The sequence below is a fragment of the Frankia sp. EI5c genome (assembly GCF_001636565.1).
GTDB lineage: Bacteria > Actinomycetota > Actinomycetes > Frankiales > Frankiaceae > Parafrankia.
Genome location: NZ_LRTK01000003.1, coordinates 84,796 through 106,518, shown reverse-complemented (window position 1 = coordinate 106,518; position 21,723 = coordinate 84,796). Strand labels below are relative to the sequence as shown.

Here is a 21,723-nt window from a genome sequence, read left to right as displayed (position 1 = left end):
GCGGATCAGTCAGGTGGCGGAGACCCATCTGCACAACGACTACGTCTCCGGGGGGTTGGCGCTGGCCCGGGTGACCGGGGCGGACTATCTGGTCGCGGCCGCGGACACGGTGGCTTTCGAGCGGGTTGCGGTGGCTGACGGGGACGAGGTGGTGGTGTCGCCGGCGATGGGGCTGCGGGTGGTGGCCACCCCCGGGCACACGTTTCACCATCTGTCGTTCGTCCTGGCTGACGGCGGCGGGCCGGTGGGGGTGTTCACCGGTGGTTCGCTGCTGTTCGGTACGACGGGGCGCACCGATCTGCTGGGCGCCGCGCATGCGCGGCTGCTGGCCGAACGGCAGCATGCCTCGGTGCGGCGGCTGGCGGATCTGCTGCCGGACGGGGCGCGGGTGTGGCCGACGCACGGGTTCGGCAGTTTCTGTTCGGCGTCGCAGGCGGACGCGCCGGCGTCGACGATCGGCCGGGAACGGACGGTGAACCCGGCGCTGCGGCTGGAGGGTGACGCGTTCGTCGCCGAGACCCTCGCCGGGCTGGACGCGTACCCCGTCTACTACGCCCATATGGGTGCGCGTAACAGCGCCGGTGCCGAGCTGGTCGATCTGACGCCGGTTCGCCGGGTGGACGCCGCCGAGCTGGCCGGGCGGATCGAGGCCGGGCAGTGGGTGGTGGATCTGCGTAGCCGCCGGGCGTTCGCGTGCCGGCATCTTCTCGGCACGGTCAGTGTGGGGCTGGATGGTCCGATGTCGACGTGGCTGGGCTGGCTGGTGCCGTGGGGGGCGCCGGTGACGTTGCTCGCCGACGGTGCGGCGCAGATCGCCGACGCGCAGCGTGAGCTGGCCCGGATCGGTGTCGACCGGCCGGCCGCGGCGGCCACCGGTGGGCCGCAGGTGTGGGCGGGTGGGGAGGCGGGGCGGCTCGGGACGTTGCCGGTGGCGACGTTCGCGGATCTCGCCGCGGCCCGGGCGGGTGCCTCCCCGGCGGGGCTGCCCGCCGCGGGGGTGCTGTTGGATGTGCGGCTGGCGGGTGAGTGGCGGGCCGGTCATGTCGCCGGGGCGGTGCATCTGCCGTTGCCGGAGCTGGTGGGCCGGGTCGGCGAGGTGCCGGCCGGGGTGGTGTGGGTGCACTGCGGTTCGGGGTATCGCGCCGCGGTGGCGGCCAGTCTGCTGGCGCGGGCCGGCCGGCGGGTGGTGCATGTCGACGACGACTTCTCGGCGGCGTCCGACGCGGGACTGCCGGTCGCGGGTGACCCGCGCGACGTCGACGCATGACACGTCACCTGACCGCCGGGTGTGCTGGAGGTGTCGGCACGCCGGTGCGGTCGGGCCGGCCGGCGGGCGTCACCCGGGCGCGTCGGCGTTTACGATCATCCGCGGGGTTCGAATCCGGGTGGAGGGTGGGATGCGGCCGGTGGTGAACGGGCGGCGTGCGGACGGTGACGGGCCGGTGGAGGTCGGCTCCCCCACCGGCGCGCAGGCACCCACGGGGCCGGCTGGGACGCCCACGGTTCCCGCACCCACCGTTCCCGAGACCGTGGAGGCCGGGTCCGTGGAGACGGTGGAGAGGGTCACCGCCGCGGAGGTGGTGGTTCTGCCGGCGGCGGGTGGCGGTGGGCTGGGGGTGCTGGGCGAGGAGCTCGCCGGGCGGGTCGGGGATTACGCGCGGGCTTCCCGGTCGGCGGCGACGTGGCGCGCCTACGACGCCGACCTGCGCCATTTCCGTTCCTGGTGTGCCGGGCAGCCGCTGGCGCTGGTCGCCGTGCCGGCGTCGGCGGCGACGGTCGCCGGGTACATCGCCGCGCTCGCCGACGCCGGGTACGCCCCGTCCACGATCCGCCGTCGGCTGGCGGCGATCTCGGTGGCCCACCAGCTGGCCCAGGTGGACAATCCGACCGGGTCGGCGGAGGTGTCGGCGGTGTGGAACGGGATCCGCCGTTCCCGGGGTGTGCGGCCGTCCCGGAAGGCGGCGTTGGACACGTCGCTGCTGTCGCGGGTGGTGGCCGGGTTGGACGACGCGGTGCTGGCCGATGTGCGGGACCGGGCGCTGCTGCTGGTGGGGTTCGCCGGCTGTCTGCGCCGCAGTGAGCTGGTCGGGTTGGACACCGCCGACGTGGTGGAGACCGACGACGGGCTGGTGCTGACGGTGCGCCGGTCGAAGACCGACCAGGAGGCGGCCGGGGCACAGGTGGGGTTGGCGTACGGGTCGTACCGGCCGACGTGCCCGGTGCGGGCGTGGCGGGGCTGGGTGGCGGCCGCGGCGGCGGCGGGGATGCCGCTGGCCGGCGGGCCGGCGTTCCGGGGGATCAACCGGCATGGGCAGGTCGGGGCGGGGCGGCTGTATGCGGGGTCGGTGGCGCGGATCGTGCAGCGGCGGGTGGCGGCGGCCGGGTTGGACCCGGCGGATTTCGCTGGTCATTCGCTGCGGTCGGGGTTCGCGACCGCGGCGGCGCGGGCCGGGGTGACGGACCGGTCGATCATGCGGCAGGGCCGGTGGCGGTCGGCGGCGTCGTTGGAGTCGTATGTGCGGGCTGGGCGGCTGTTCGACGCGGACAACCCGTCGGGTCGCGTCGGTCTGTAACCCTGCGGCCGGGGTGTGGGTGTTGGGCGGGCGACGTCCCGATGTCCACCGGGATCGGGGTGTGTGTCGCCGGGTGCCCCCCGCGGCCGTGTTCGGTGTGCCATGCTGAGCGCCGGACGGTCAGGCAGGAAGCCGGTGTGAATCCGGCGCGGTCCCGCCACTGTTACCGGGGAGTCGACCTCAGCGGAAGGTCACGGCGGCCGTAGGCCGCTGGAAGGCCGAGGTTCGATGCCGATCCGGGTAGCCAGGATACTGCCGCCGTCCGTGGCTGCTTCGAGGGCGAGGACACCCCGGGGAGGACTTCCGCGATGCCCAGTACTGCCATGCCCGGCCACGGCCGGGTAGCTGCCGTGACGACGACGATCGGATCCGGGTGGGCGGCCGGTGGCCGCGGTGGGCGGCCGGGGCGGTGGTGACCTTCCCGTTCAGCGCGCTGGTGGGGTCGGCGGATCTGCGGCTGGCGTTGCTGCTCAACGCGGTGTCCCCGGCGGTCGGTGGGGTGCTGGTCCGGGGTGAGAAGGGGACGGCGAAGTCGACGGCGGTGCGGGCGCTGGCCGCGTTGCTGCCGCCGGTGGCGGTGGTGGCGGGCTGCCGGTTCGCCTGCGACCCGCAGGCACCGGCGGTGGACTGCCCGGACGGGCCGCATCCGGCCGGGCAGGCGGCGCTGGTCCGCCCGGCGCGGCTGGTGGAGCTGCCGGTCGGCGCCTCGGAGGATCGGGTGACCGGCGCGCTGGATCTGGACCGGGCGCTCACCGAAGGGGTGACGGCGCTGCGGCCGGGTTTGCTGGCGGCGGCCCACCGGGGGGTGCTGTACGTCGACGAGGTGAACCTGCTCGCCGACCATCTGGTGGACGTGCTGCTGGACGCCGCCGCGCTGGGGGTGGCGCAGGTGGAACGGGACGGGGTGTCGGTGCGGCATCCGGCCCGGTTCTGGCTGGTGGGCACGATGAACCCGGAGGAAGGTGAGCTGCGGCCGCAGCTGGTGGACCGGTTCGGGTTGACGGTGACGGTGGCGGCGAGCCGGGATCCGGCGGTGCGTGCGCAGGTGGTGCGCCGCCGGTTGGCGTTCGACGCCGACCCGGCCGGGTTCGCCGCGGTGTGGGCGGGCCGGGAGGCGGCGTTGGCGGCGCGGATCGTCGCCGCGCGGCAGCGGCTGGTTTCGGTGGTGCTGTCGGATGCGGCGGTGGACGCGGTGGCGGCGGTGTGCGCGGCCTGCGACGTCGACGGGATGCGCGCGGACGTGGTGTTGGCGAGGACGGCGATGGCGGTGGCCGCGTGGGAGGGCCGGGAGGAGGTCGGCCCGCAGGACATCCGGGCCGCCGCCCGGTTCGTGTTGCCGCATCGGCGTCGCCGCGGCCCGTTCGACGCCCCCGGTGGGGATGACACCGGTCTGGCGGAGACGGTGGAGGAGGTCCTGCGGGACCGGACCGCCGGACCGCCGGACGGTGACGGTGGTGGTGGGTGGTCCGGGGCGGGGGCCACGCGGTGGCGTGACGGCCCCGCTTCGGCTTCCGGCTCCGGTGGCGATGGCGATGGCGATCCTGACCTCGACCTCGACCCGGACCCTGGTGGCGGGGGCGGTGGGGGTGCGCCGGGGTCGTCGAACGGAGACGGGGCGGCCTTGTCCTCGCCGTCCGGCCGGTTGTCCTCGCCGTCCACGTCCCCGGGGGTCGGGGCGGGGGCGCCGGGGACGTGGACGGCGCGCAGCCCGGCGGGTTCTCCCCCATCCGCCGCGGGCCCGCCCGGCGCCGGCCCGGCGGCCGGTGACGGCCCGGGCACCGGTCTGGTCGGGGCGGCGGGTGCGCCGTTTCGGCCCCGCCTGTTCACCGCCGCCGGGGTCGGGGCGGGGGCGGCGGGCCGCCGGTCGGTGTCCCACGGGGTGCGGGGGGCGGTCGTCGGTTCCGGCGCGGACCTCCCCGGGCTGCACCTGCCGGCCACGTTGCGCGCCGCCGCCGCGCACCAGCGGGCCCGGGGGCGGCGCGGCCCGGGGCTGGTACTAGAGCCGGCGGACCGGCGCGGCGCGCTGCGCCGGGGCCGTGAGGGCAACCTGGTGCTGTTCGTCGTCGACGCCAGCGGGTCGATGGCGGCCCGCGAGCGGCTGTCGCGGGTGGCGACCGCGGTGCTGTCACTGCTGGTGGACGCCTACCAGCGCCGCGACCGCGTCGGCCTGATCACGTTCCGGGGGGTGGGGGCGCGGCTGGTGCTGGCACCGACGTCCAGTGTGGAGGTGGGGGCGGCCCGGCTGGCGGGTCTGCCGACCGGCGGGCGGACCCCGATCGCGGCCGGTTTGGTGTGTGCGTCGACGGTGCTGGCCACCGAGGCGCGCCGCGAACCGGCCCGGCGCCCGCTGCTGGTCCTCGTCACCGACGGGCGGGCCACCGCCGGGCCGGATCCGTGGGAGGCGGCCCGGGCGCTGCGGCGGGCGGCCGGTGGCACGGTGGGCCGGGGCGGGTTGTCCAGTGTGGTCGTCGACTGTGAGACCGGCCCGGTGCGGCTGGGGTTGGCGGCGCGGCTCGCCGATGCGCTGGGTGCGACGCTGGTCGGCCTGGACGCGCTGCCGTCCACGCCGCTGGCCGGCGGCGGGTTCGGGCGGGTCGCCTGATGGCGCCGCAGGGGCAGCCGTCGATGGTTCCCGACGACGGGCTGACGACCCGCCAGCGTCGGGACCGTCCGCTGCTGATCGTGCACACCGGGGCGGGGAAGGGTAAGTCGACGGCGGCGTTCGGGTTGGCGTTGCGGGGCTGGGCGCAGGGCTGGCCGGTGGGGGTGTTCCAGTTCGTCAAGTCGGCGAAGTGGCGTATCGGTGAGGAGAAGGCGCTGCGGGCGCTGTCGGAGACCGGGCAGGGCGGGTCGGTCAGCTGGCATCGGATGGGGTCGGGGTGGAGCTGGGTGCAGGCCCGCACCGACCCGGCGGCGGATCCGGCGGCCGCGGCGGTGGAGGGGTGGGCGCAGATCGCCCGCGACCTGGCCGCCGGCACCTACCGGCTGTATGTGCTCGACGAGCTGACCTATCCGCTGCGCTGGGGGTGGCTCGATCTGGACGAGGTGCTGGCCGNGCTGGCCGCCCGGCCCGGCCACCAGCATGTGGTGATCACCGGCCGGGAGGCGCCGGCTGCGCTGGTCGACGCCGCGGACCTCGTCACCGAGATGACGAAGGTGAAACATCCGATGGACGCGGGGCAGAAGGGCCAGCGGGGCATCGAATGGTGAGCCCGCTGGTGATCCCCCGGCTGGTGATCGCCGCGCCGGGCAGCGGGGCGGGTAAGACCACGGTGGCGACCGGGCTGATGGCGGCGCTGGCCGGCCGGGGGCTGCGGGTGTCCGGGCACAAGGTGGGCCCCGACTACATCGACCCGACCTACCATGCGCTGGCCACCGGCCGGCCGGGCCGCAACCTGGACGTGATGCTGTGCGGGGCGGGGCGCATCGGCCCGCTGTTCGCCCACGGGGCCGCCGGCGCGCAGGTCGCGGTCATCGAAGGGGCGATGGGCCTGTTCGACGGTGTGGCCGCGCCCGGCGCCGACCAGGAACCTGATCATGCTTCGACGGCGCAGGTGGCCCGGCTGCTGGACGCGCCGGTGGTGCTGGTCGTCGACGCGTCCGGGGTGGGCCGGTCGGTGGCGGCGCTGGTCGCCGGGTTCGCCGGGTTCGACCGGCGGGTGCGCCTGGCGGGGGTGATCCTCAACCGGGTGGGGTCGGTGCGGCACCGTGATCTGCTCACCGAGGCGTTGGGCGCGGTCGGGGTGCCGGTGTTCGGGGCGGTGCCCCGCGACGCCGCCGTGCACACCCCGTCGCGGCATCTGGGGCTGGTGCCGGCGGCGGAACGGGCCGGCGCGGCGGGTGTGGCGGTGGAGCGGCTCGGCGGGCTGCTCGCCGCGTCGGTGGATCTGGACGGGCTGCTGCGGTTGGCGGGTTCGGCGCCGCCGCTGCGGGTGCGGGCGTGGGATCCGGCGGCGGCTGTGGTGGATCAGCCGGTGCCGGGAGTCGGGGTGGGGTGGGGGCGGCCGGTGCGGGTGGTGGTGGCCGGCGGGCCGGCGTTCACCTTCGGCTACGCCGAGCACACCGAGCTGCTCACCGCCGCCGGCGCGCAGGTGCTCACCGTCGATCCGACCTGCGAGGAGACGCTGCCGGCGGGCACCGACGCGCTGGTGATCGGTGGCGGGTTCCCCGAGGAGCATGTCGGGGCGCTGGCGGCCAACCATCGGCTGCGCGGCGAGGTCGCGGCGCTGGGCCGCCGCGGTGCGCCGCTGGTCGCCGAATGCGCCGGGTTGCTGTATCTGGGCCGGTCGTTGGACGGGGCGGCGATGTGCGGGGTGCTGGGCTGCGACGCGGCGATGGGACCGCGGTTGACGTTGGGCTATCGGCGGGCGGTTGCGGCCACCGGCAGTGTGCTGATGGCGGCGGGCACGGTGGTGCACGCCCACGAGTTCCACCGCACCGGGCTGACCGTGCCGCGGGCGGCGCTGCCCGGGGCGGTGGCCTGGCAGGTGGACCTTCCGGGTGCGCCCGCCCGCCGGTCCCGGCCCTCCCGGCCCTCGCGGGCGGCGGGGACGGTGGCGGAGGGGTTTGTCCACGGCGGGGTGCACGCCTCCTACCTGCACCTGCACTGGGCGGGTGTGCCGGGGCTGGTGCCGCGGCTGGTCGCCGCCGCGGCGGCGGCCCGGCCCGGCCGGGCGGTGCGGTGCGGCGAGGACGACGAACGGGAGGTGTCGGCACGGTGAGCGGTTTGAGTCCCCGCCTGGTCGGGGTGGGAGTGGGCCCGGGGGACCCGGATCTGGTCACCTACCGGGCGGTGCGGGTGCTGCGGTACGCCGACGTGGTGTTCGTTCCGGTCAGCGACGGCCACGGCCCGTACGGGCCCGCCGCCCCGGCTGGGGAGGTGCCCGGTGGGGAGGTGCCCGGCCGGGCCGAGATTACGGTACGTGCCCACGTCGACCATGACCGGATCGTGCGGCTGCCGTTCCGGATGACCGGCGACGCCGACTACACCGCGCCGGCGCGGGCCGTCGCCGCCGCGCTCGGCGGCGGCCCCGGCGGGAGCGGCTGTGGTGGGGATGCGGCGGTGACGGTGGCGTTCGCGACCATCGGGGACCCGAACCTGTACTCGACGTTCACCGCGCTGGCCGCCGCCGTCCGCCGGCGGCTGCCGGCGGTGGCGGTGGAGACGGTGCCCGGCATCACCGCGATGCAGGACCTGGCGGCCCGCTCCGGCACGGTGCTCGCGCACGGCGCCGAGACGGTGGCGCTGCTGCCGCTGACCGCCGGGGTCGCGGCCTACCGGGCGGCGGTGGACGGCTTCGACACGGTCGTCGCCTACAAGGGCGGGCGGGCGCTTCCGCAGCTGCGGGCGGCGCTGGCCGCCGCCGGCCGCCTCGACGGGCCGGCCGGGCATGCCGTCTACGGGGCGGCGCTGGGCCTGCCCGGGCAGGACATCCGCCCCGGTGGGCAGCTGGCCGAGCGGGAGACCGGCCCCTACCTGTCCACCGTGCTGGCGACGCGGCGGTCGCGGTGGCCGCGGTGAACGGCGGCGGACCGGCCGGCGGGCAGGTGGCGTCCCAGCCTGGCCGGGGTCGCGGCCGGGTCAGTTTCGTCGGGGCCGGGCCGGGTGCGGTGGATCTGATCACTGTGCGCGGGGCGGCGGTGATCGGCGCCGCCGACATCGTGATCTGGGCGTCGTCGCTGGTACAGCCCGGCGTGCTGGACTATGCCCGGCCCGCGGCGGAGGTCATCGACTCCGCGGCGTTGCCGTTGGAGGGGGTGGCGGCGGTTTACCGCCGGGCTGCCGAGGGTGGGCTGCGGGTCGCCCGCGTGCACTCGGGGGATCCGGCGCTGTGGGGTGCGGTGCAGGAGCAGATGGAGATCTGCGACCGGCTCGGGGTCGACTACGACATCGTGCCCGGGGTCAGCAGTTTCACCGCGCTGGCGGCGGCGATCGGGCGGGAGCTGACCGTCCCGGAGATCGCCCAGTCGGTGATCCTGACCCGGCTCGGTGGGGGGAAGACCCCGATGCCGCCCGGTGAGCAGGTGCGGGACCTGGCCCGGCACGGCACGACGATGGCGCTGTTCCTCTCCGCGGCCCGCTCCGGGCAGCTGCGCGAGGAGCTGCTGGCCGGCGGCTACCCGCCGGCCACGCCGTGCGTGATCGCCTACCAGGTGAGCTGGCCGGACGAGCTGATCGTGCACGCCACGGTGGACACGTTGGCGGACAGCGTCCGCGAGCATCGGTTGTGGAAGCACACGCTGATCCTCGTCGGCCCGGCGCTGGCGGCCGGCGGCCGGCGTTCCCACCTTTACCATCCGGGGCATTTCCACACCTTCCGGCGGGCGGAGGCGGTGTCCCGCACGGCGCTGCGGAACGCCGACCGGGCCCTGGCCGCCGCCGGCGGCACCCAGGCGGCTCCCGGCCCGCCCACCCGGGCACCCAGTCCGGCGGGTCGCGGCGGCGAGGTCGGCGAGGTCGGCGGCGAGGTCGGCGGGGTGCTGGCGCTGGTGGCGGTGACCACCGCCGGGCGGGCCGCGGCCGGTGAGCTGGCGCGGCGCTGGCCGGCGGCGCGGCTCTACCCGGGCCGGGCGGGTGAGGCGCTGGCCGCCGCGGTCGCCGACGGGGTCGCGGGCGTGGTGTGTTTCCTGGCGACGGGGGCGACGGTGCGGCTGCTCGACGGGCTGCTGCGCGGCAAGGACCGTGACCCCGGCGTGGTCTGCGTGGATGAGGGGCGGCGGTTCGCCGTGGCTCTGTGCGGCGGGCACGGCGGCGGCGCCAACCGGCTCGCCGAGCAGGTCGCCGACGTCCTCGGCGCCACTCCGGTGATCACCACGGCCAGTGAGGCGGCGGGGACGGCGGCGTTGGACGGTTTCGGTGCCGACCTGGGGTTCACCGTCGACGGTGACTCGCAGCTGGCCGCGGTCGGGGCGGCACTGCTGTCCGGGCGGCCGGTGGACCTGCACGCCGACGCGGTGTGGCCCCTGCCGGCGCTGCCACCGTCCGTGCGACCCCAGCCGCCGCTGCCCGCCGTGGATGACGCGGTGGCCGTGGATGACGCGGTGGCCGCGCGGATCCACATCACCGACCGGCTGCTGCCCGCTCCCGCCGCCGGGGAGGTGCCGCGGGTGGTGTACCGGCCACCGAGCCTGGTCGTCGGGGTCGGGGCGAGCCGGGGGGCACCCGCGGAGGAGATCGACGCCCTCATCGACGCCGCGCTGGCCGGTGCCGGCCTGTCCCCCGCCGCGGTGAGCCATCTGGCGTCGGTGACGGTGAAGGCGGACGAGCCCGGGCTGCTGGCGGTCGCCGCCCGCCGCGGCTGGCCGCTGGTCGTGCACCCGCCGCGGGAACTGGCCGCCGTGGCGGTGCCGCATCCCTCACCGGTGGTCGCGGCCGCCGTCGGCACGCCGAGCGTCGCCGAGGCGGCCAGCCTGCTGTCCCGGCCGGCGCCGCCGGCGCACCGGCTCAGCGGACCACCCGCCCAGCATGAGGCCGCCGCCGGGACCGGGGCCGCGCCGGGGGCCCGGCTCGTCGTCGGTAAGCAGGTAAGCGCGCACGCCACCGTCGCGGTGGCCCGCCACCGGCCCCGCGGCCGGCTCGCCGTGGTCGGCCTGGGCCCGGGGGACCGGTCGCTGCTGACGGCGTGGGCACGCGCGGAGCTGCGCCGCGCCGGGACCGTCGTCGGCCTGGACCAGTATGTGGCGTCGGTGGCCGACCTGCTGCCCACCGGGGTGCGGGTGCTCGCCAGCGGGCTCGGGGACGAGCAGGCCCGGGCGCGGGCGGCGGTGGAGCGGGCCCGCGCCGGGCATGCGGTGGCGCTGCTGGGCAGCGGTGACGCCGGGGTGTACGCGATGGGAAGCCCGGCGCTGGATCTCGCCGACGGCTCGTTCGACGTCGTCGCCGTTCCCGGGGTGACCGCCGCGCTGGCCGCCGCCGCGCTGCTGGGTGCCCCCCTCGGCCACGACCATGCGCTGATCAGCCTGTCCGACCTGCACACCGCCTGGGAGCGGATCCTCGGGCGGGTGCGGGCGGTGGCCGCCGCCGACCTGGTCGTCGCCTTCTACAACCCGCGCAGCCGCAGCCGGCGCCATCAGCTGCCCGACGCCCTCGGCGCGCTCGCCGAGCATCGCCCCGCCACGGTCCCGGTGGGGCTGGTCACCGACGCGTTCCGCGGCGGGCAGCGGGTCGTTGTCACCACGTTGGGGGCGTTGACGGGCGGTGGCCCGGGCGGGCCGCGGGAGGCCGAGCGGCTGCTCGACAGCGTCGGGATGACCACGACCGTCGTGGTCGGGTCCAGCCGGACCCGGCTGCGCGCCGGTCTCGTCGTCACCCCTCGGGACTACAGGTGGAGCTGACCGTCACGGGCCGTGCCACAGGAGGGCCGTCGCAGTGAACGTCACAGTGGGCGACATCGAGGTGGGCGACATCGAGGTGGGCGACATCGAGGTGGGTGTCCGCGGCGCCGGCGCCGGCGCCGCGGCGCCGGCGCTGCTGATCGTCGGCCACGGCACCCGGGACGTCGACGGCGCCGAGCAGTTCCGCCGGTTCGTCGGCCGGGTGCGGGCGCGGGCGGGGGGGCTGGCCGTGGACGGCGGGTTCATCGAACTGTCCGCCCCACCGGTCGCCGACGCGGTGAGCCGCCTCGTCGCCGCCGGGCACCGCCGGCTCGGGGTTGTCCCGCTCACCCTCGTCGCCGCCGGGCACGCCAAGGGTGACATCCCCGGGTCGATGGCGCGGGAGCAGGCCCGGCATCCGGGCCTGACCTACGTCTATGGACGTCCGCTGGGTCCCCATCCGACGATCCTGCGGCTGGTGGAGGAGCGGGTCGACGCGGTGTGCCCGGCCGAGGAGCGGGCGGCGACGACGGTGCTGCTGGTGGGCCGGGGGTCCACCGACCCGGATGCCAACGCCGAGGTGGCGAAGGTGGCGCGGCTGCTGTGGGAGGGCCGCGGGTTCGCCGGGGTGGAGGTGGCGTTCATCAGCCTGGCGCAGCCGTCGGTACCCGCCGGGCTGGAACGGGTCCGCCGGCTGGGCGCCGACCGGGTGGTGGTCGTGCCCTACTTCCTGTTCACCGGGGTGCTGCCGCGGCGCACCGTCGCGCAGGCGCGGGAGTGGGCGGCGCGGCACCCGCGGGTGTCACTGGACTGCGCGGGGCTGCTCGGTGACGGCGCGGCGCTGGTGGATCTGGTGTTGGAACGCTACCGGGAGGCTCTCGGCGGCGACATCCGGATGAACTGTGACACCNGCCTGTACCGGACGGCGCTGCCGGGGCATGCGCACCGGGTCGGAGCCCCGCAGACTCCGCATGACCATCCCGACGACCCGACCTCGCCGCCGCACAGCCACAGCCACGGGCCGGGAGTGGGACACCGGGCCGACCAGCCGTAACACCCCACAATCCCGCCGAAACCTGTACTCGGTACCAGGACGTGGACAACAATCAACGCACGGGGGGCGGCCGGCCCGGCGGCAACAGCGCCACAGTGCCAGGCCACCATGACATCACACATCAACAGCCCACCGTGGCCTGTAACACGGTAGCGTGCGATGGTCACCAACGTGACCGCAACGGTGACCCACCGGCACCGGAACACCGACGGGGGCGACCCGGCGGCACCCGGCCCGGTGGGTGCCGGGCGCGGCCCGCGTCGGCACCACCGGCGCGTCCCCGGCACCGCCGGGAGGACAGCGGCCCCACCGCCCCACGGCGGCCCGGGGCGGGGAGGACAGGGATGAGCCGCGTGGAGCTGCCCGAGCCCACCGGTCCCGACCGGCTCGGGTTGGCCGCGGCCTCCCGAGCCGCCGCCATGCTTTCCCGTGAGATCGCCTACGCCGACCCCGACCCGCTCACCATGGCCGAGTTCGACGACCGGCTGCACCGCTACGCCACCACCCTGCTGACCACCCCGCACGCCCTGCTGCTACGCCCGGTCATCTCCGACTGGCGCCGGGCACAGGCGGCGCTCGGCCGGCGGCTGTCCCCGGGGGTGCACCGCGAGCTCACCGGCATCGCCGGTTTCCTGTCCTTCTACCTGGGGGTCCTCGCCGTCGAAGCCGGCGACGACCCGTCGGCGCGGCGGTTCGCCACCCTCACCGACCAGTTCGCCGCCCAGCTCGACGATCCGCTGCTGACCGGCACCGCCGCGACCCTCGACGCCCTCGTCGCGTTCGTCACCGGCCGGTACGACGCCGCCGGTGGCGCGGCCCGGCGCGCCGGCGCCGCCGGCCATCCCTACCTGTGCGGCTGGGCGGCGGCGATCGAAGCCGCCGCCGCGGCCACCCTCGGTGACAGCGACGCGGCGCTGGCCGCCCTGGAACGGCTCGCCCACCGGCCGAACGTGCAGGGTTTGCGCCATCCGGGCTGGCCGGCGTTCGACGAGGTCCGCGAAGCCGTCGCCGTCGCCGACGTCGTGTCCCGCATGGGTGGTGACGGCGCCGTCGATCTGAGCCGCATCGCGGTGGACATGACCAGCTCCGGCACGGTCGAACGTGGCTGGGCGCTGGCCTGCCTCGCCGGTGCGCTGGCCCCGGACGACCCGCCCGCGGCCGCCGTGCTGCTCGGCGACATCGTCACGATCCTCGACGTGCACCCCTCGCGGATGCTCAGCCGCCGCGTCAACGAGATCGTCTCCGTCGGCCCCGGCCTGCTGCCGCTGATGCCCCACCCGGGTGAGGCCGAGACCTCCGCCTGAACGCCGGTCAGGCGGTCAGGCGGTCAGGCGGCGGGCCGGGTCGGCCGCGGCGAGCCGGTCACGGCGGCGGGCCAGCAGCCGATCGGCCAGCGCGTCGGCCCGTTCCATGTCGTCCAACGTCGCCCGGTGGCGGCACTCCACCTCCAGGATCGCGGCCAGCAGCTCCGCGGACAGCCGGGTGCGGGCGGCGACCCGCGCCACGCTCGGTGGCAGCGACGGCCCGCCCACCGGCGGTGCGGCGAGGCGGACCGGGCGGGCACCCGCCGCCGCCCGTACCGGTCCCCGCCCGGTGGGCGTGGGCCGCCCGGCGGGTCGCAGGTCGGACGGGCTGGACGGGCTGTCAGAGGAGCGGTGGGACCGGTGCAGCAGAGCCATGACTCCAGTCATACCTGTGACACTGCGTGATGCAACGCCTTGACTTCCTCGCCCCGGGCTGACCCGGGCGTCCCCCACAGGTCATCCCCAGGCCGACCCCGGCTACCCACCGCCCTGTGAACAGGGTTATCCACAAGACGATCTTTATGTGATGAAGCTCACATCAGCGGGGGGGTGGTCACCGCGTCCACGGTGACCGCGGCCGCACCGATTCCGTCGGCTCCGTGGCCTCCCACACCCGCCGCCACCGCGCCGCCGGCGCCCCGGGCCGCCCCGCCGTCACCGATGCCCGGCCCGCCTGCTCCGCCCGGCCTGCTCCGGCCACACCACCCTGCCCGGCAGGACCCGCCGTCGCCGCGGTCTCCGACCCGCGCAACGACGCCCACCAGCTCGACGTGTCCTCCACCCCGAGCCGGTCCACCTCCGCCGCCAGCCGGGCGGTGAACGCCCGCGCATCCTCCGACGCCTCGGCCCGCAACGGCCGACCGAACCGCACCGACACCCGCGGCCGCCCCGCCGTCGGCCAGCCGCGGCCCCGCGGCATCGCCGCATAGGCGCCACGCACCGCCGCCGGCACCACCGCCACCCCGGCCGTCACCGCCAGAAACCCCGCCCCCAACCGGAACCGGCCCCGCGCCCCGTCCGGCGACCGGGTTCCCTCCGGGAACACCACCAGGTTCCAGCCGTCCCGCAGCAGATCCAGCGGCGTCGTCGACGGCGCCCCACCCCGACGCTCGATCGGCACCGTCCCGAACGCCAGCGCCGTGGACAGCCCACGCCACGTGCTCTCGAAGAAGTAGTCCGCCGCCGCCGTCACCGCCGTACGTTCCCGCACCGCCCGCGGCAGCGCACACAGCAGCAACGGGGCGTCCAGATGGCTGGAATGGTTCGACACCACGATCACCGGGCCGTCACCGACCTCGTCGAACACCTCCGCCCCGGCGACCGTCGGCGTCAGCGCCGCATGCAGCAGCGGCGACATCGCCGCCTCCAGGAACACCGTGCGCGCCACCCGCGCCGGCGCCCTCCGCGCCCAGGCGGTGGGGAACTCCCGGGCCACCAGCGGCGGCCGGTGCGCCTGCGCCGACGCCGGCACCAGCGCCCGCCCACCCCAGCGGAACCCGCGCACCACCTCCCGCGCCCCGAGCCCCGGCCGCGGCGGCCCCCCGAACCGGCCCGGCCCGCTCATCGCACGTCCGCCAGCGCATGCGGCGGGGAATGCAGATAGGTGATGGACGGGNCACGACCCACCGTCCCCGACACCATCTCCAACGCGTCCGCGAACGTCGACGCCGCCCGGAAACCCATCCGCGCACACGCCGCCCGGTCACCGCCGACCCACACCACATCACCCAGATGGTCCATGCCGTGCGCCGCCCAGTACCACATGTAGAACGGGTGGACGCCGTGGTATGCGTGCGACGTGCGGTACAGGTGGATGTACCACGGGTCGGTCGCGTACTGCTTCTCGAACTTCGCCTCGATCGTCGCCGGGTCCGTCGACTCCGCCAGCACCTCGGTGAAGAAGTCCACATACGACGGATGGTGCAGCTGGGAGAACTCCGGGGTCACCGGATGGTAGAGAATCATCGCCCCCTGGTGACGCACCAGCGGCTTGTTCCGGTACATGTTGAAGAAATAGCCCAGCCCCACGCACGTCGCCAGGATCGGGTTCATCACCGAGTTCACGTTGTACGGGCCCACATACGGCAGCCCCACCACCAGGACGTCCGACTGGCCGTTCACCTCGACCAGCTGCTGGCGGTGCACACTGGCGATCGTCCGGTCGTGGGTGGCTTCCGTCTCCCCGGCGAACACCCCCGTCACCTGGTAGTCGGCGAGCAGATCATGGAAGATCTTCCGGCGGGGCCGGGACGGCATCGCCGCCAGGCCCCGGCTCATCCCGTACGCCATCGCCTGGTCCTTCACCGACCACTCCCACTCCCNCTTGGTGAGGAAGGCGTAGCGGTCCGGGAAACAGGCGTTGTTCAGCGTCGTCTCGACATGGAAGATCTTCAGATGGTTCGCCAGCAGCCGACCCATCCGCCACGCCGAGGAATGCATCTCCGACCGGGTGTGGTCCATGAACGACCGGGACCGCACCATCGTGTGCGAGTTGTGATGGTGACGCAGGCTGTTGTACGACGCCAGCCCGATCGGCACCGACTTGTGCCCGCCGTCCATCGCCACCAGGTTCACGTTCACATACACCAGCAGGTCGCTTTCCGCGGCCCGCCGGTTGATCTCCACATCCTCACCGTGGTCGGTCACCCCGACATGCAGGAGATTGTCCCGGTCCTCGGCGTCGTGGTTGTACAGGTTGTCCGGCCAGAACGACCGGAACACCCGCTCCCCGACGATGTGCTCGATCTCCGCCGCCGTCATCCGACGGTGCAACGCGTTCGCCGCGATCAGCTGCACGTCGTCCACACCGGCCTCGGCCGCCAGCGTCAGCACCTGTTCGATGATCCGCTGCCGCACATCCGGCCGGCGCATCCGCGGCAGCGGAATCGACAGGTCGTCGAACGCGATCGTCAGCCGCATCCCCGGCCGCAGCAGCACACGCAGCGGCTCACAGTTGTACGGATTCTCCAGCGCGTCCGCGATCGCCGCGTCCACATCCCCCACGCCCGGAAGCGACTCCGGCGGATACACCACCCGGGTGCCCAGCGGGAACCGCTCCAGCGTCAGCCCCTCACCCTGGTGCACCAGCAGCGGAGGTGTGCGCTCGTCGACCTCGAGCACGAACCCCGGTCTCACCTGCACGTTCCCCTCGTCTGTGAGTCAACCCGGCCAGGCGCGGTGCCCCCGCACCCGTCCAACCCGCGGCCAGAACCGCCACCCGGGATGACAATCTCCGATACGCCGGTCATGCCGCGCTCCGCGGCACCCGCACACCCACCTCCACGGCCCCGCCCGACCCGACGGCCCGGCACGGCCCTCACGCCGACGCCGCCGGATCGAACACGATCTTCACCGCGCCCAGCCGCCCCGCCGACAGCGCATGGTCCAACGCCTCCCGCCACCGGGCCAGCGGATACACCGCCGACACCACCCCGTCCAACGGGGCGGTGGCCGCCAGCGCCAACGCCCGCCCGAAATCCGACCCGCCGTCCGGACCGGCACCGTCCGAGACGTCCGCCCCGGCACCCCCCGACGACGCGTACGTCCCCACCAGCTCCAGCTCCCGGTACCACAGCGGCGTCAGATCCACCGACCCCGCCGGCACCCCCGACAGCACCACCCGCCCCCCGGCCCGGGTGACCCGCAGCGCCGTCGACAACGACGACGCACCCCCCGCACAGTCGATCGTCACATCCACCCCACCGAGCAGGAAATCCCCACCCAGCTGCGGAGACAGCCGCAACGCCCGGTTCGCCCGCCGCACCCCGCCGACCGCGTCGTCGGGTGCCAGCACCTCGTCCGCGCCGAACCGGTGCGCCAGCTCCACCTGCCGGCGATGCTTGGCCACCATCGTCACATGCTCGGCCTTGGTGAACGCCCGCACCGCCAGCAGCGTCAGCAGGCCCACCGCCCCCGCACCGATGATCAGCACCCGGTCCCCGGCCGCCACCCGCGCCCGGCCCGCCGTGTGCACCGCCGTCGCCAACGGCTCCACCAGCACCGCCCGCTCATCCGACAGCCCGTCGGGCACCGGATGCAGCTGGCTGTGATGCGCCACCAGCGCCCGGCTCCACCCACCGCCGGTGTCCGCGCAGTACCCGGTCTGCAACCCCGGAGACAGATGCCCCACCGTGATCCGGTCGCACCGCGACGTCCGCCCCGCCGCACACGCCGGGCACGCCTCCAGCCCCCGCGCCGCGCAGCCCAGCACCGGGTCGATCACCNCCCGGCTGCCCGCCTCCAACCGCCGGCCGTCCGCCAGCGTCACCGCCTCCTGCAGATCACCGACGATCTCATGGCCCGGGGTGAACGGCATCGACACCAGCGGCGAGAAGTAGAACGAGCTCTGCCCCGTCACCGTCGCCAGATCCGAACCGCAGATCCCCGCCAGCCGCGGCCGCACCGTCACCCATCCCGGCCCCGGCAACGCCGGGTCCCCGCGGTCCACCAGCCGCAACGGTGCCGCGGTCGTCGCCGCCGCCCCCGCCAGCCGCGGCAACCGCCCCGACACCACCCGCGCCGCCGCATACCGCGGCAACGACCGGTACAGCTCCAGACCCCGCGTCACCGACCCTCACCCACTCCCACCCGGACCACCCCGTCACCGCCGGCACCGGGCGAGCCACCCGCGCCCGCGGACCGCGACCGGCCGGAACGACCCCGGCCCTGCGCCGCCGCCGCCACCGCGAACAGCCCCCGCTCCACCCGGCTACCGACCAGCAGCCGCGGCTCACCGGGCGTCGACGGCCACTCCTCGATCGGCCAGCCCGCCGCCCGGGCAACCCGATGCAACCCCACGTCCGGATTGACCACCACCGGATTACCCACCGCCCGCAACATCGGCAGATCCGACAGGCTGTCCGCATACGCCCACGACGCCGCCAGATCCGCCCCCCGCCCCCGCGCATAATGATCCAGAAACGCCGCCCGGGAATCCCCGACCAGCGGCGACGCATCCAACCGGCCCGTGTACAGCCCGTCCGCGCCGACCTCCAGCTCGGTGGCCACGATCTCGTCGAACAGCGGCGCCAGCGGCGCGGTCAACGCCGCCACCGCCCCCGTCAGCAGCACCGTGCGATGCCCCGCCGCGCGATGCTCCCGCACCCGCCGCACCGCCGCCGGTTTCACCCGCCGCAGCACCACATCGGCACCCACCTGCGCCACCACCGCCGCCAGCTCCGCCGGATCCACCCCCGCGTACCGGCCGTACACCGACCGGATCAGATGCCCCCGGTCACGCCGCTCCGCCCGCAGATACCCCGGCAGCGCCGCCGCCAGCGACGCCAGCTCCCGCGCCCGCTCCGCCGGCCCCGCATCCGCCAGCCGCAGCCACAGATACGACTCGACCACCGTCGAGGACACCAGCGTGCCATCCAGATCGAACACCGCCAGCACCCCCTCACCGGCGGTCAGGTTCACCAGCCCCCGCCGCGCCGGCGCCGCGTCCCGCGGCCGGCGCAGCACCGCCGTCACCGCCGGGCAGTGCACCTCCTGCAGATAGTGCCGCCAGTCGTAGCAGGCCGGGTCGAACCCGAACTGCTCCTGGTCGGCGGGCTCCATCGCCGCCTGCAACGCCGCCGTCGCATCGTCGACGTAGACCAGCTCCGCGCTCGTGTACGCCCGGTACACATCCGAATAGCGGCGCAGGAACGCCACCCGGCTCTCGGACCGCTCCAGGTCCAACGCCAGCCGGCGCACCCGCTCCGACCGCGGCAACGCCTCCAGCGCCCGGCTCGCCCACTCCACCGCCTTCTCACCGCGGCGCAGCTTCGCCTCCACCGCCACCGACCCGGCGAACGGCCACTCCGGCACCGCTGTGGCCCCCCGCCCCCGGCTCGGCAGCGGATGCTCCAGGAAGTACCCCCGCACGTACTCGTACAGATCCCGGAACAGCAGCGGGTTACGGAACCCCGAACACACCGTGTAGTAGGCCGGGACGTCCACCGGCGGCGGAGGTGACCCGGCCGCCGCCAGCAGCGCGTTAACCACCAGATCCACCGGGATGATGTCCACCACCGCGTCCGGTGACGCCGGGAAGTCCGGCAGCTCCCCGCGACCGAACGCCAGAATCAGCGGCTCGGCCATCTTGAAACCCTCGATCCACCCCGGGAACGGCTTCGCCAGCGCGCTCTCGATGATCGACGGACGCACGATCGTCAACGGCAGATCGCCGTGCGACTCCTCCAGATACCGCTCCGCCAGCGCCTTGGTGAACGTGTACGCGTCCGTCCACCCCAACACCTGCGCCCGCTCCGCCCCGGCGGCCACCATCCGCCGCGCCACCCATGCCCGCCGCGCCGCCTCCGCCTCCGCGGACACCGTCTGCGCACCGGCCCGCGCATGCCTGGCCGTCGCGTCCTGACGGAACCGCGCCGAGGTCTCCGGCGCCCGCGACGCGTCCTCCGCCGCCTGCCGCGCCCGCTCCGCCGACGCCTGCTCGACCCGCCAGTCCACGTCGTGCACCAGCCGGCCCTCGGCGATGTGCCCCGACCGCAACCCGGCCACATACGCCGTGGACACGTGCACCACATGCGGCCGGGCACCGCTGGCACGCACCGCCCGCAGCAGCGCCTGCACCCCACCGACGTTGGTGGCGAACCCCTCGTCGATCGGCGGGTCGAACGACACCTCCCCGGCGCAGTGGATCACCACGTCCAGATCGGACGGCAGACTGCCCATCTCCGCCAGATCACCCTCGATGACCTGCACCCGCTCCGCCAGCAGCGCCGCCAGACCCTCCCGGCCCAGCTGCTTGCGCAGCTCCGAGAACGCCGGCTTACGGATCATCCGCTCCAGCCGGGCCATGCCCGAATGGCTGCCCCGGGGGCGCACCAGCGCCACGATCCGGGTGTCCGGGAACTCCGCCAGCAGCCGCTCCAACAGCGCCTCACCGACGAACCCGGTCACCCCGGTCACGAACACCCGCTTGCCAGCGAGCCGCTCGCGCAGCCCCACCAGGTCACCTCCACCCTCACCGCAGCCCCAACCGACGCCCCCGACGGACGTCCNGTGCGCAACAGTAGGCGACCTCGGACCGTCCACGAACGAACCCGTCGGTCACCTGCGTGTACACGCACGCTGCCAGATGAGGGGCAACCTACCGTCACGGCCGGTTCCGCCGCGCCGCCGGCCCGCGTCGACCCGCCCGCACACCCGCCACGGTGACCGTTCGCAGCCACCGTGACCGTCCGCGGCAACCCCCTTCCGGCCGCCAGCCCGCCGGCCCCGGCCCGGCTAGGCCCCGGCCGCGGCGGCGGCGGCCAACGCCGCCTTCAGCCGCCCCACCGAGCCGGACAGCCCATAACGCTCCGCCAGCTCCCGCACCGCCTCCGCATCCACCGGGGCCGCCGGCAGCACCCCCGTCACCGGCTCCACCGGAGCATCCCGCACCACCTCCACCACCGTGACCGCCGCCGTCAGATACTCCCGCGCGGCCAGCAGCCGGGCCCGTGCCCCCGCCGGGAAACCGTCCACCGCCCCCGCGTCCAGTGCCGCCAGCGCCCCGGCCAGCGACCCGAACCGGCCCAGCAGCGCCGCCGCCGTCTTAGCCCCGATCCCCGCCACCCCCGGCAGCCCGTCACTGGGATCACCGCGCAGCACCGCGAAGTCGGCGTACCGCCGGCCCGGAATCCCGTAGCGGGCCGTGACCGACGCCTCGTCCACCACCGCGAACTTCTCCACCGCGTACCGCACCACCACCCCGGTGGAGTCGCAGACCAACTGGAACAGATCCCGATCCCCGGTCAGGATGTCCACCGGACCCGCCCCGGCGTCGCTGTGCCGGGCCGCCAGCGTGGCGATCACATCATCGGCCTCGAACCCCGCCGCCTCCGCCCGCGCGATCCCGAACGCGTCCAGCACCGCGTCGATCACCGGCAGCTGCTCCTCCAGCTCGTCCGGCACCTCCTCCGCCACCGCACCCGCCTCGCCGCCGGCATCCCCAGCCGCCGCCACCCGATGCGCCTTGTACGACGGGATCAGCGCCACCCGGAACGCCGGCCGCCAGTCCGCGTCGAAACAGCACACCAGCCGCCGCGGCCGCAACTCGCCGATCTGACGTGCCAACACGTCCACCAGCCCCCGCACCGCGTTCACCGGCATCCCGTCCGGCGCCCGCACCGACCGCGGCACCCCGTGAAACGCCCGGAAATACAACGACGGGGTGTCGGCGAGCATCAGCCGCTCACCCCCGCCACCCGCCCGCTCATCCACGATGGTCATCTTGTCAGACTGGCATGCCCTGTCGACGGTCCGTCACCACCCCCACCAACCAGAACCGGGCTGCCCCCACCGGCACCCCACCCAGCAGCACCAGACACCCACCCCACCCCACCCCCGACCCCCGCCACCACCCCCACCGTCACCACCCACCGCGAACAGCCATCCACCATCCGTCACCACGCTGCGCCGATCGGCACCCCGAGCCGTCGCACAAAGTCCCGCCGGGACCAGACCCGCCCGGCACGACCGGCCGATCTGT

14 protein-coding genes, 5 pseudogenes and 1 riboswitch are annotated in these 21,723 nt (G+C 75.2%); of the genes and pseudogenes, 11 read left to right on the top strand and 8 right to left on the bottom strand.

Annotation, left to right across the window (positions count from 1 at the left end):
• From UG55_RS01380 to UG55_RS01340, 11 genes and pseudogenes are all read left to right on the top strand, one after another.
• Positions 1 to 1,267 (top strand): rhodanese-like domain-containing protein (locus tag UG55_RS01380; RefSeq protein ID WP_242423572.1); only part of this gene is annotated, 1,267 nt, incomplete at its 5' end.
• Between the two features lie 130 nt (positions 1,268 to 1,397).
• Positions 1,398 to 2,573 (top strand): site-specific integrase, encoded by a 1,176-nt coding sequence (locus UG55_RS01375; protein ID WP_242423571.1) that lies wholly within the window; start codon positions 1,398 to 1,400, stop codon positions 2,571 to 2,573.
• 90 nt (positions 2,574 to 2,663) lie between these two features.
• A riboswitch (cobalamin riboswitch) is annotated at positions 2,664 to 2,849 on the top strand.
• A 133-nt stretch (positions 2,850 to 2,982) separates the two neighbouring features.
• Complete coding sequence (locus tag UG55_RS01370; protein ID WP_066061669.1) at positions 2,983 to 5,175, top strand: VWA domain-containing protein; 2,193 nt, start codon at positions 2,983 to 2,985, stop codon at positions 5,173 to 5,175.
• Positions 5,175 to 5,628 (top strand): annotated as a pseudogene (locus tag UG55_RS01365) (cob(I)yrinic acid a,c-diamide adenosyltransferase); the annotation flags it as partial. The gene UG55_RS01370 and the pseudogene UG55_RS01365, both read left to right, overlap by 1 nt.
• Before the next feature lies 1 nt (position 5,629).
• A partial coding sequence (locus tag UG55_RS31025) for a cob(I)yrinic acid a,c-diamide adenosyltransferase (RefSeq protein ID WP_242423575.1) occupies positions 5,630 to 5,783 on the top strand: 154 nt, incomplete at its 5' end.
• A complete protein-coding gene (locus UG55_RS01360; protein ID WP_066061591.1) occupies positions 5,777 to 7,294 on the top strand; it encodes a cobyrinate a,c-diamide synthase in 1,518 nt (505 codons plus the stop codon). The genes UG55_RS31025 and UG55_RS01360, both read left to right, overlap by 7 nt.
• A gap of 5 nt (positions 7,295 to 7,299) precedes the next feature.
• The gene (cobI, locus tag UG55_RS01355) at positions 7,300 to 8,094 is read left to right on the top strand and encodes a precorrin-2 C(20)-methyltransferase (protein ID WP_066061666.1); all 795 of its coding nucleotides are present in this window, start codon (positions 7,300 to 7,302) and stop codon (positions 8,092 to 8,094) included.
• Complete coding sequence (gene cobM, locus UG55_RS01350) at positions 8,091 to 10,907, top strand: precorrin-4 C(11)-methyltransferase (RefSeq protein WP_083986285.1); 2,817 nt, start codon at positions 8,091 to 8,093, stop codon at positions 10,905 to 10,907. The genes cobI and cobM overlap by 4 nt, the downstream gene beginning before the upstream one ends.
• Before the next feature lie 91 nt (positions 10,908 to 10,998).
• A pseudogene (locus tag UG55_RS01345) lies at positions 10,999 to 11,796 on the top strand (sirohydrochlorin chelatase); the annotation flags it as partial.
• A gap of 1 nt (position 11,797) precedes the next feature.
• Positions 11,798 to 11,910: pseudogene (locus UG55_RS46525) on the top strand (sirohydrochlorin chelatase); the annotation flags it as partial.
• Between the two features lie 374 nt (positions 11,911 to 12,284).
• Positions 12,285 to 13,244 carry a hypothetical protein gene (locus UG55_RS01340; protein WP_066061589.1) on the top strand — a complete coding sequence of 320 codons (960 nt, stop codon included), beginning with the start codon at positions 12,285 to 12,287 and terminating at the stop codon, positions 13,242 to 13,244.
• A 15-nt stretch (positions 13,245 to 13,259) separates the two neighbouring features.
• Here the strand turns inward: UG55_RS01340 and UG55_RS31020 are convergent, their stop codons facing one another.
• The 8 genes and pseudogenes from UG55_RS31020 to UG55_RS01310 form a co-directional block, all read right to left on the bottom strand.
• Positions 13,260 to 13,619 carry a hypothetical protein gene (locus UG55_RS31020; RefSeq protein ID WP_242423569.1) on the bottom strand — a complete coding sequence of 120 codons (360 nt, stop codon included), beginning with the start codon at positions 13,617 to 13,619 and terminating at the stop codon, positions 13,260 to 13,262.
• A gap of 178 nt (positions 13,620 to 13,797) precedes the next feature.
• Complete coding sequence (locus tag UG55_RS01330) at positions 13,798 to 14,808, bottom strand: lysophospholipid acyltransferase family protein (protein WP_066061586.1); 1,011 nt, start codon at positions 14,806 to 14,808, stop codon at positions 13,798 to 13,800.
• A gap of 52 nt (positions 14,809 to 14,860) precedes the next feature.
• Positions 14,861 to 15,565, bottom strand: a pseudogene (locus UG55_RS31015) (transcriptional regulator); the annotation flags it as partial.
• Position 15,566: 1 nt separating this feature from the next.
• Positions 15,567 to 16,385, bottom strand: an 819-nt coding sequence (locus UG55_RS31010; RefSeq protein WP_242423568.1) for a lactate racemase domain-containing protein, incomplete at its 3' end; no start/stop codon positions are given.
• 175 nt (positions 16,386 to 16,560) lie between these two features.
• A pseudogene (locus UG55_RS01320) lies at positions 16,561 to 17,467 on the bottom strand (zinc-binding dehydrogenase); the annotation flags it as partial.
• A gap of 1 nt (position 17,468) precedes the next feature.
• The coding region (locus UG55_RS31005) for an alcohol dehydrogenase catalytic domain-containing protein (RefSeq protein WP_242423567.1) at positions 17,469 to 17,811 on the bottom strand (343 nt) is incomplete at its 3' end.
• A complete protein-coding gene (locus UG55_RS01315; protein ID WP_066061577.1) occupies positions 17,808 to 20,198 on the bottom strand; it encodes an HAD-IB family hydrolase in 2,391 nt (796 codons plus the stop codon). The genes UG55_RS01315 and UG55_RS31005, both read right to left, overlap by 4 nt.
• Positions 20,199 to 20,477: 279 nt before the next feature.
• The gene (locus tag UG55_RS01310) at positions 20,478 to 21,464 is read right to left on the bottom strand and encodes a 5'-3' exonuclease (RefSeq protein ID WP_066061574.1); all 987 of its coding nucleotides are present in this window, start codon (positions 21,462 to 21,464) and stop codon (positions 20,478 to 20,480) included.
• Positions 21,465 to 21,723: the final 259 nt, after the last annotated feature.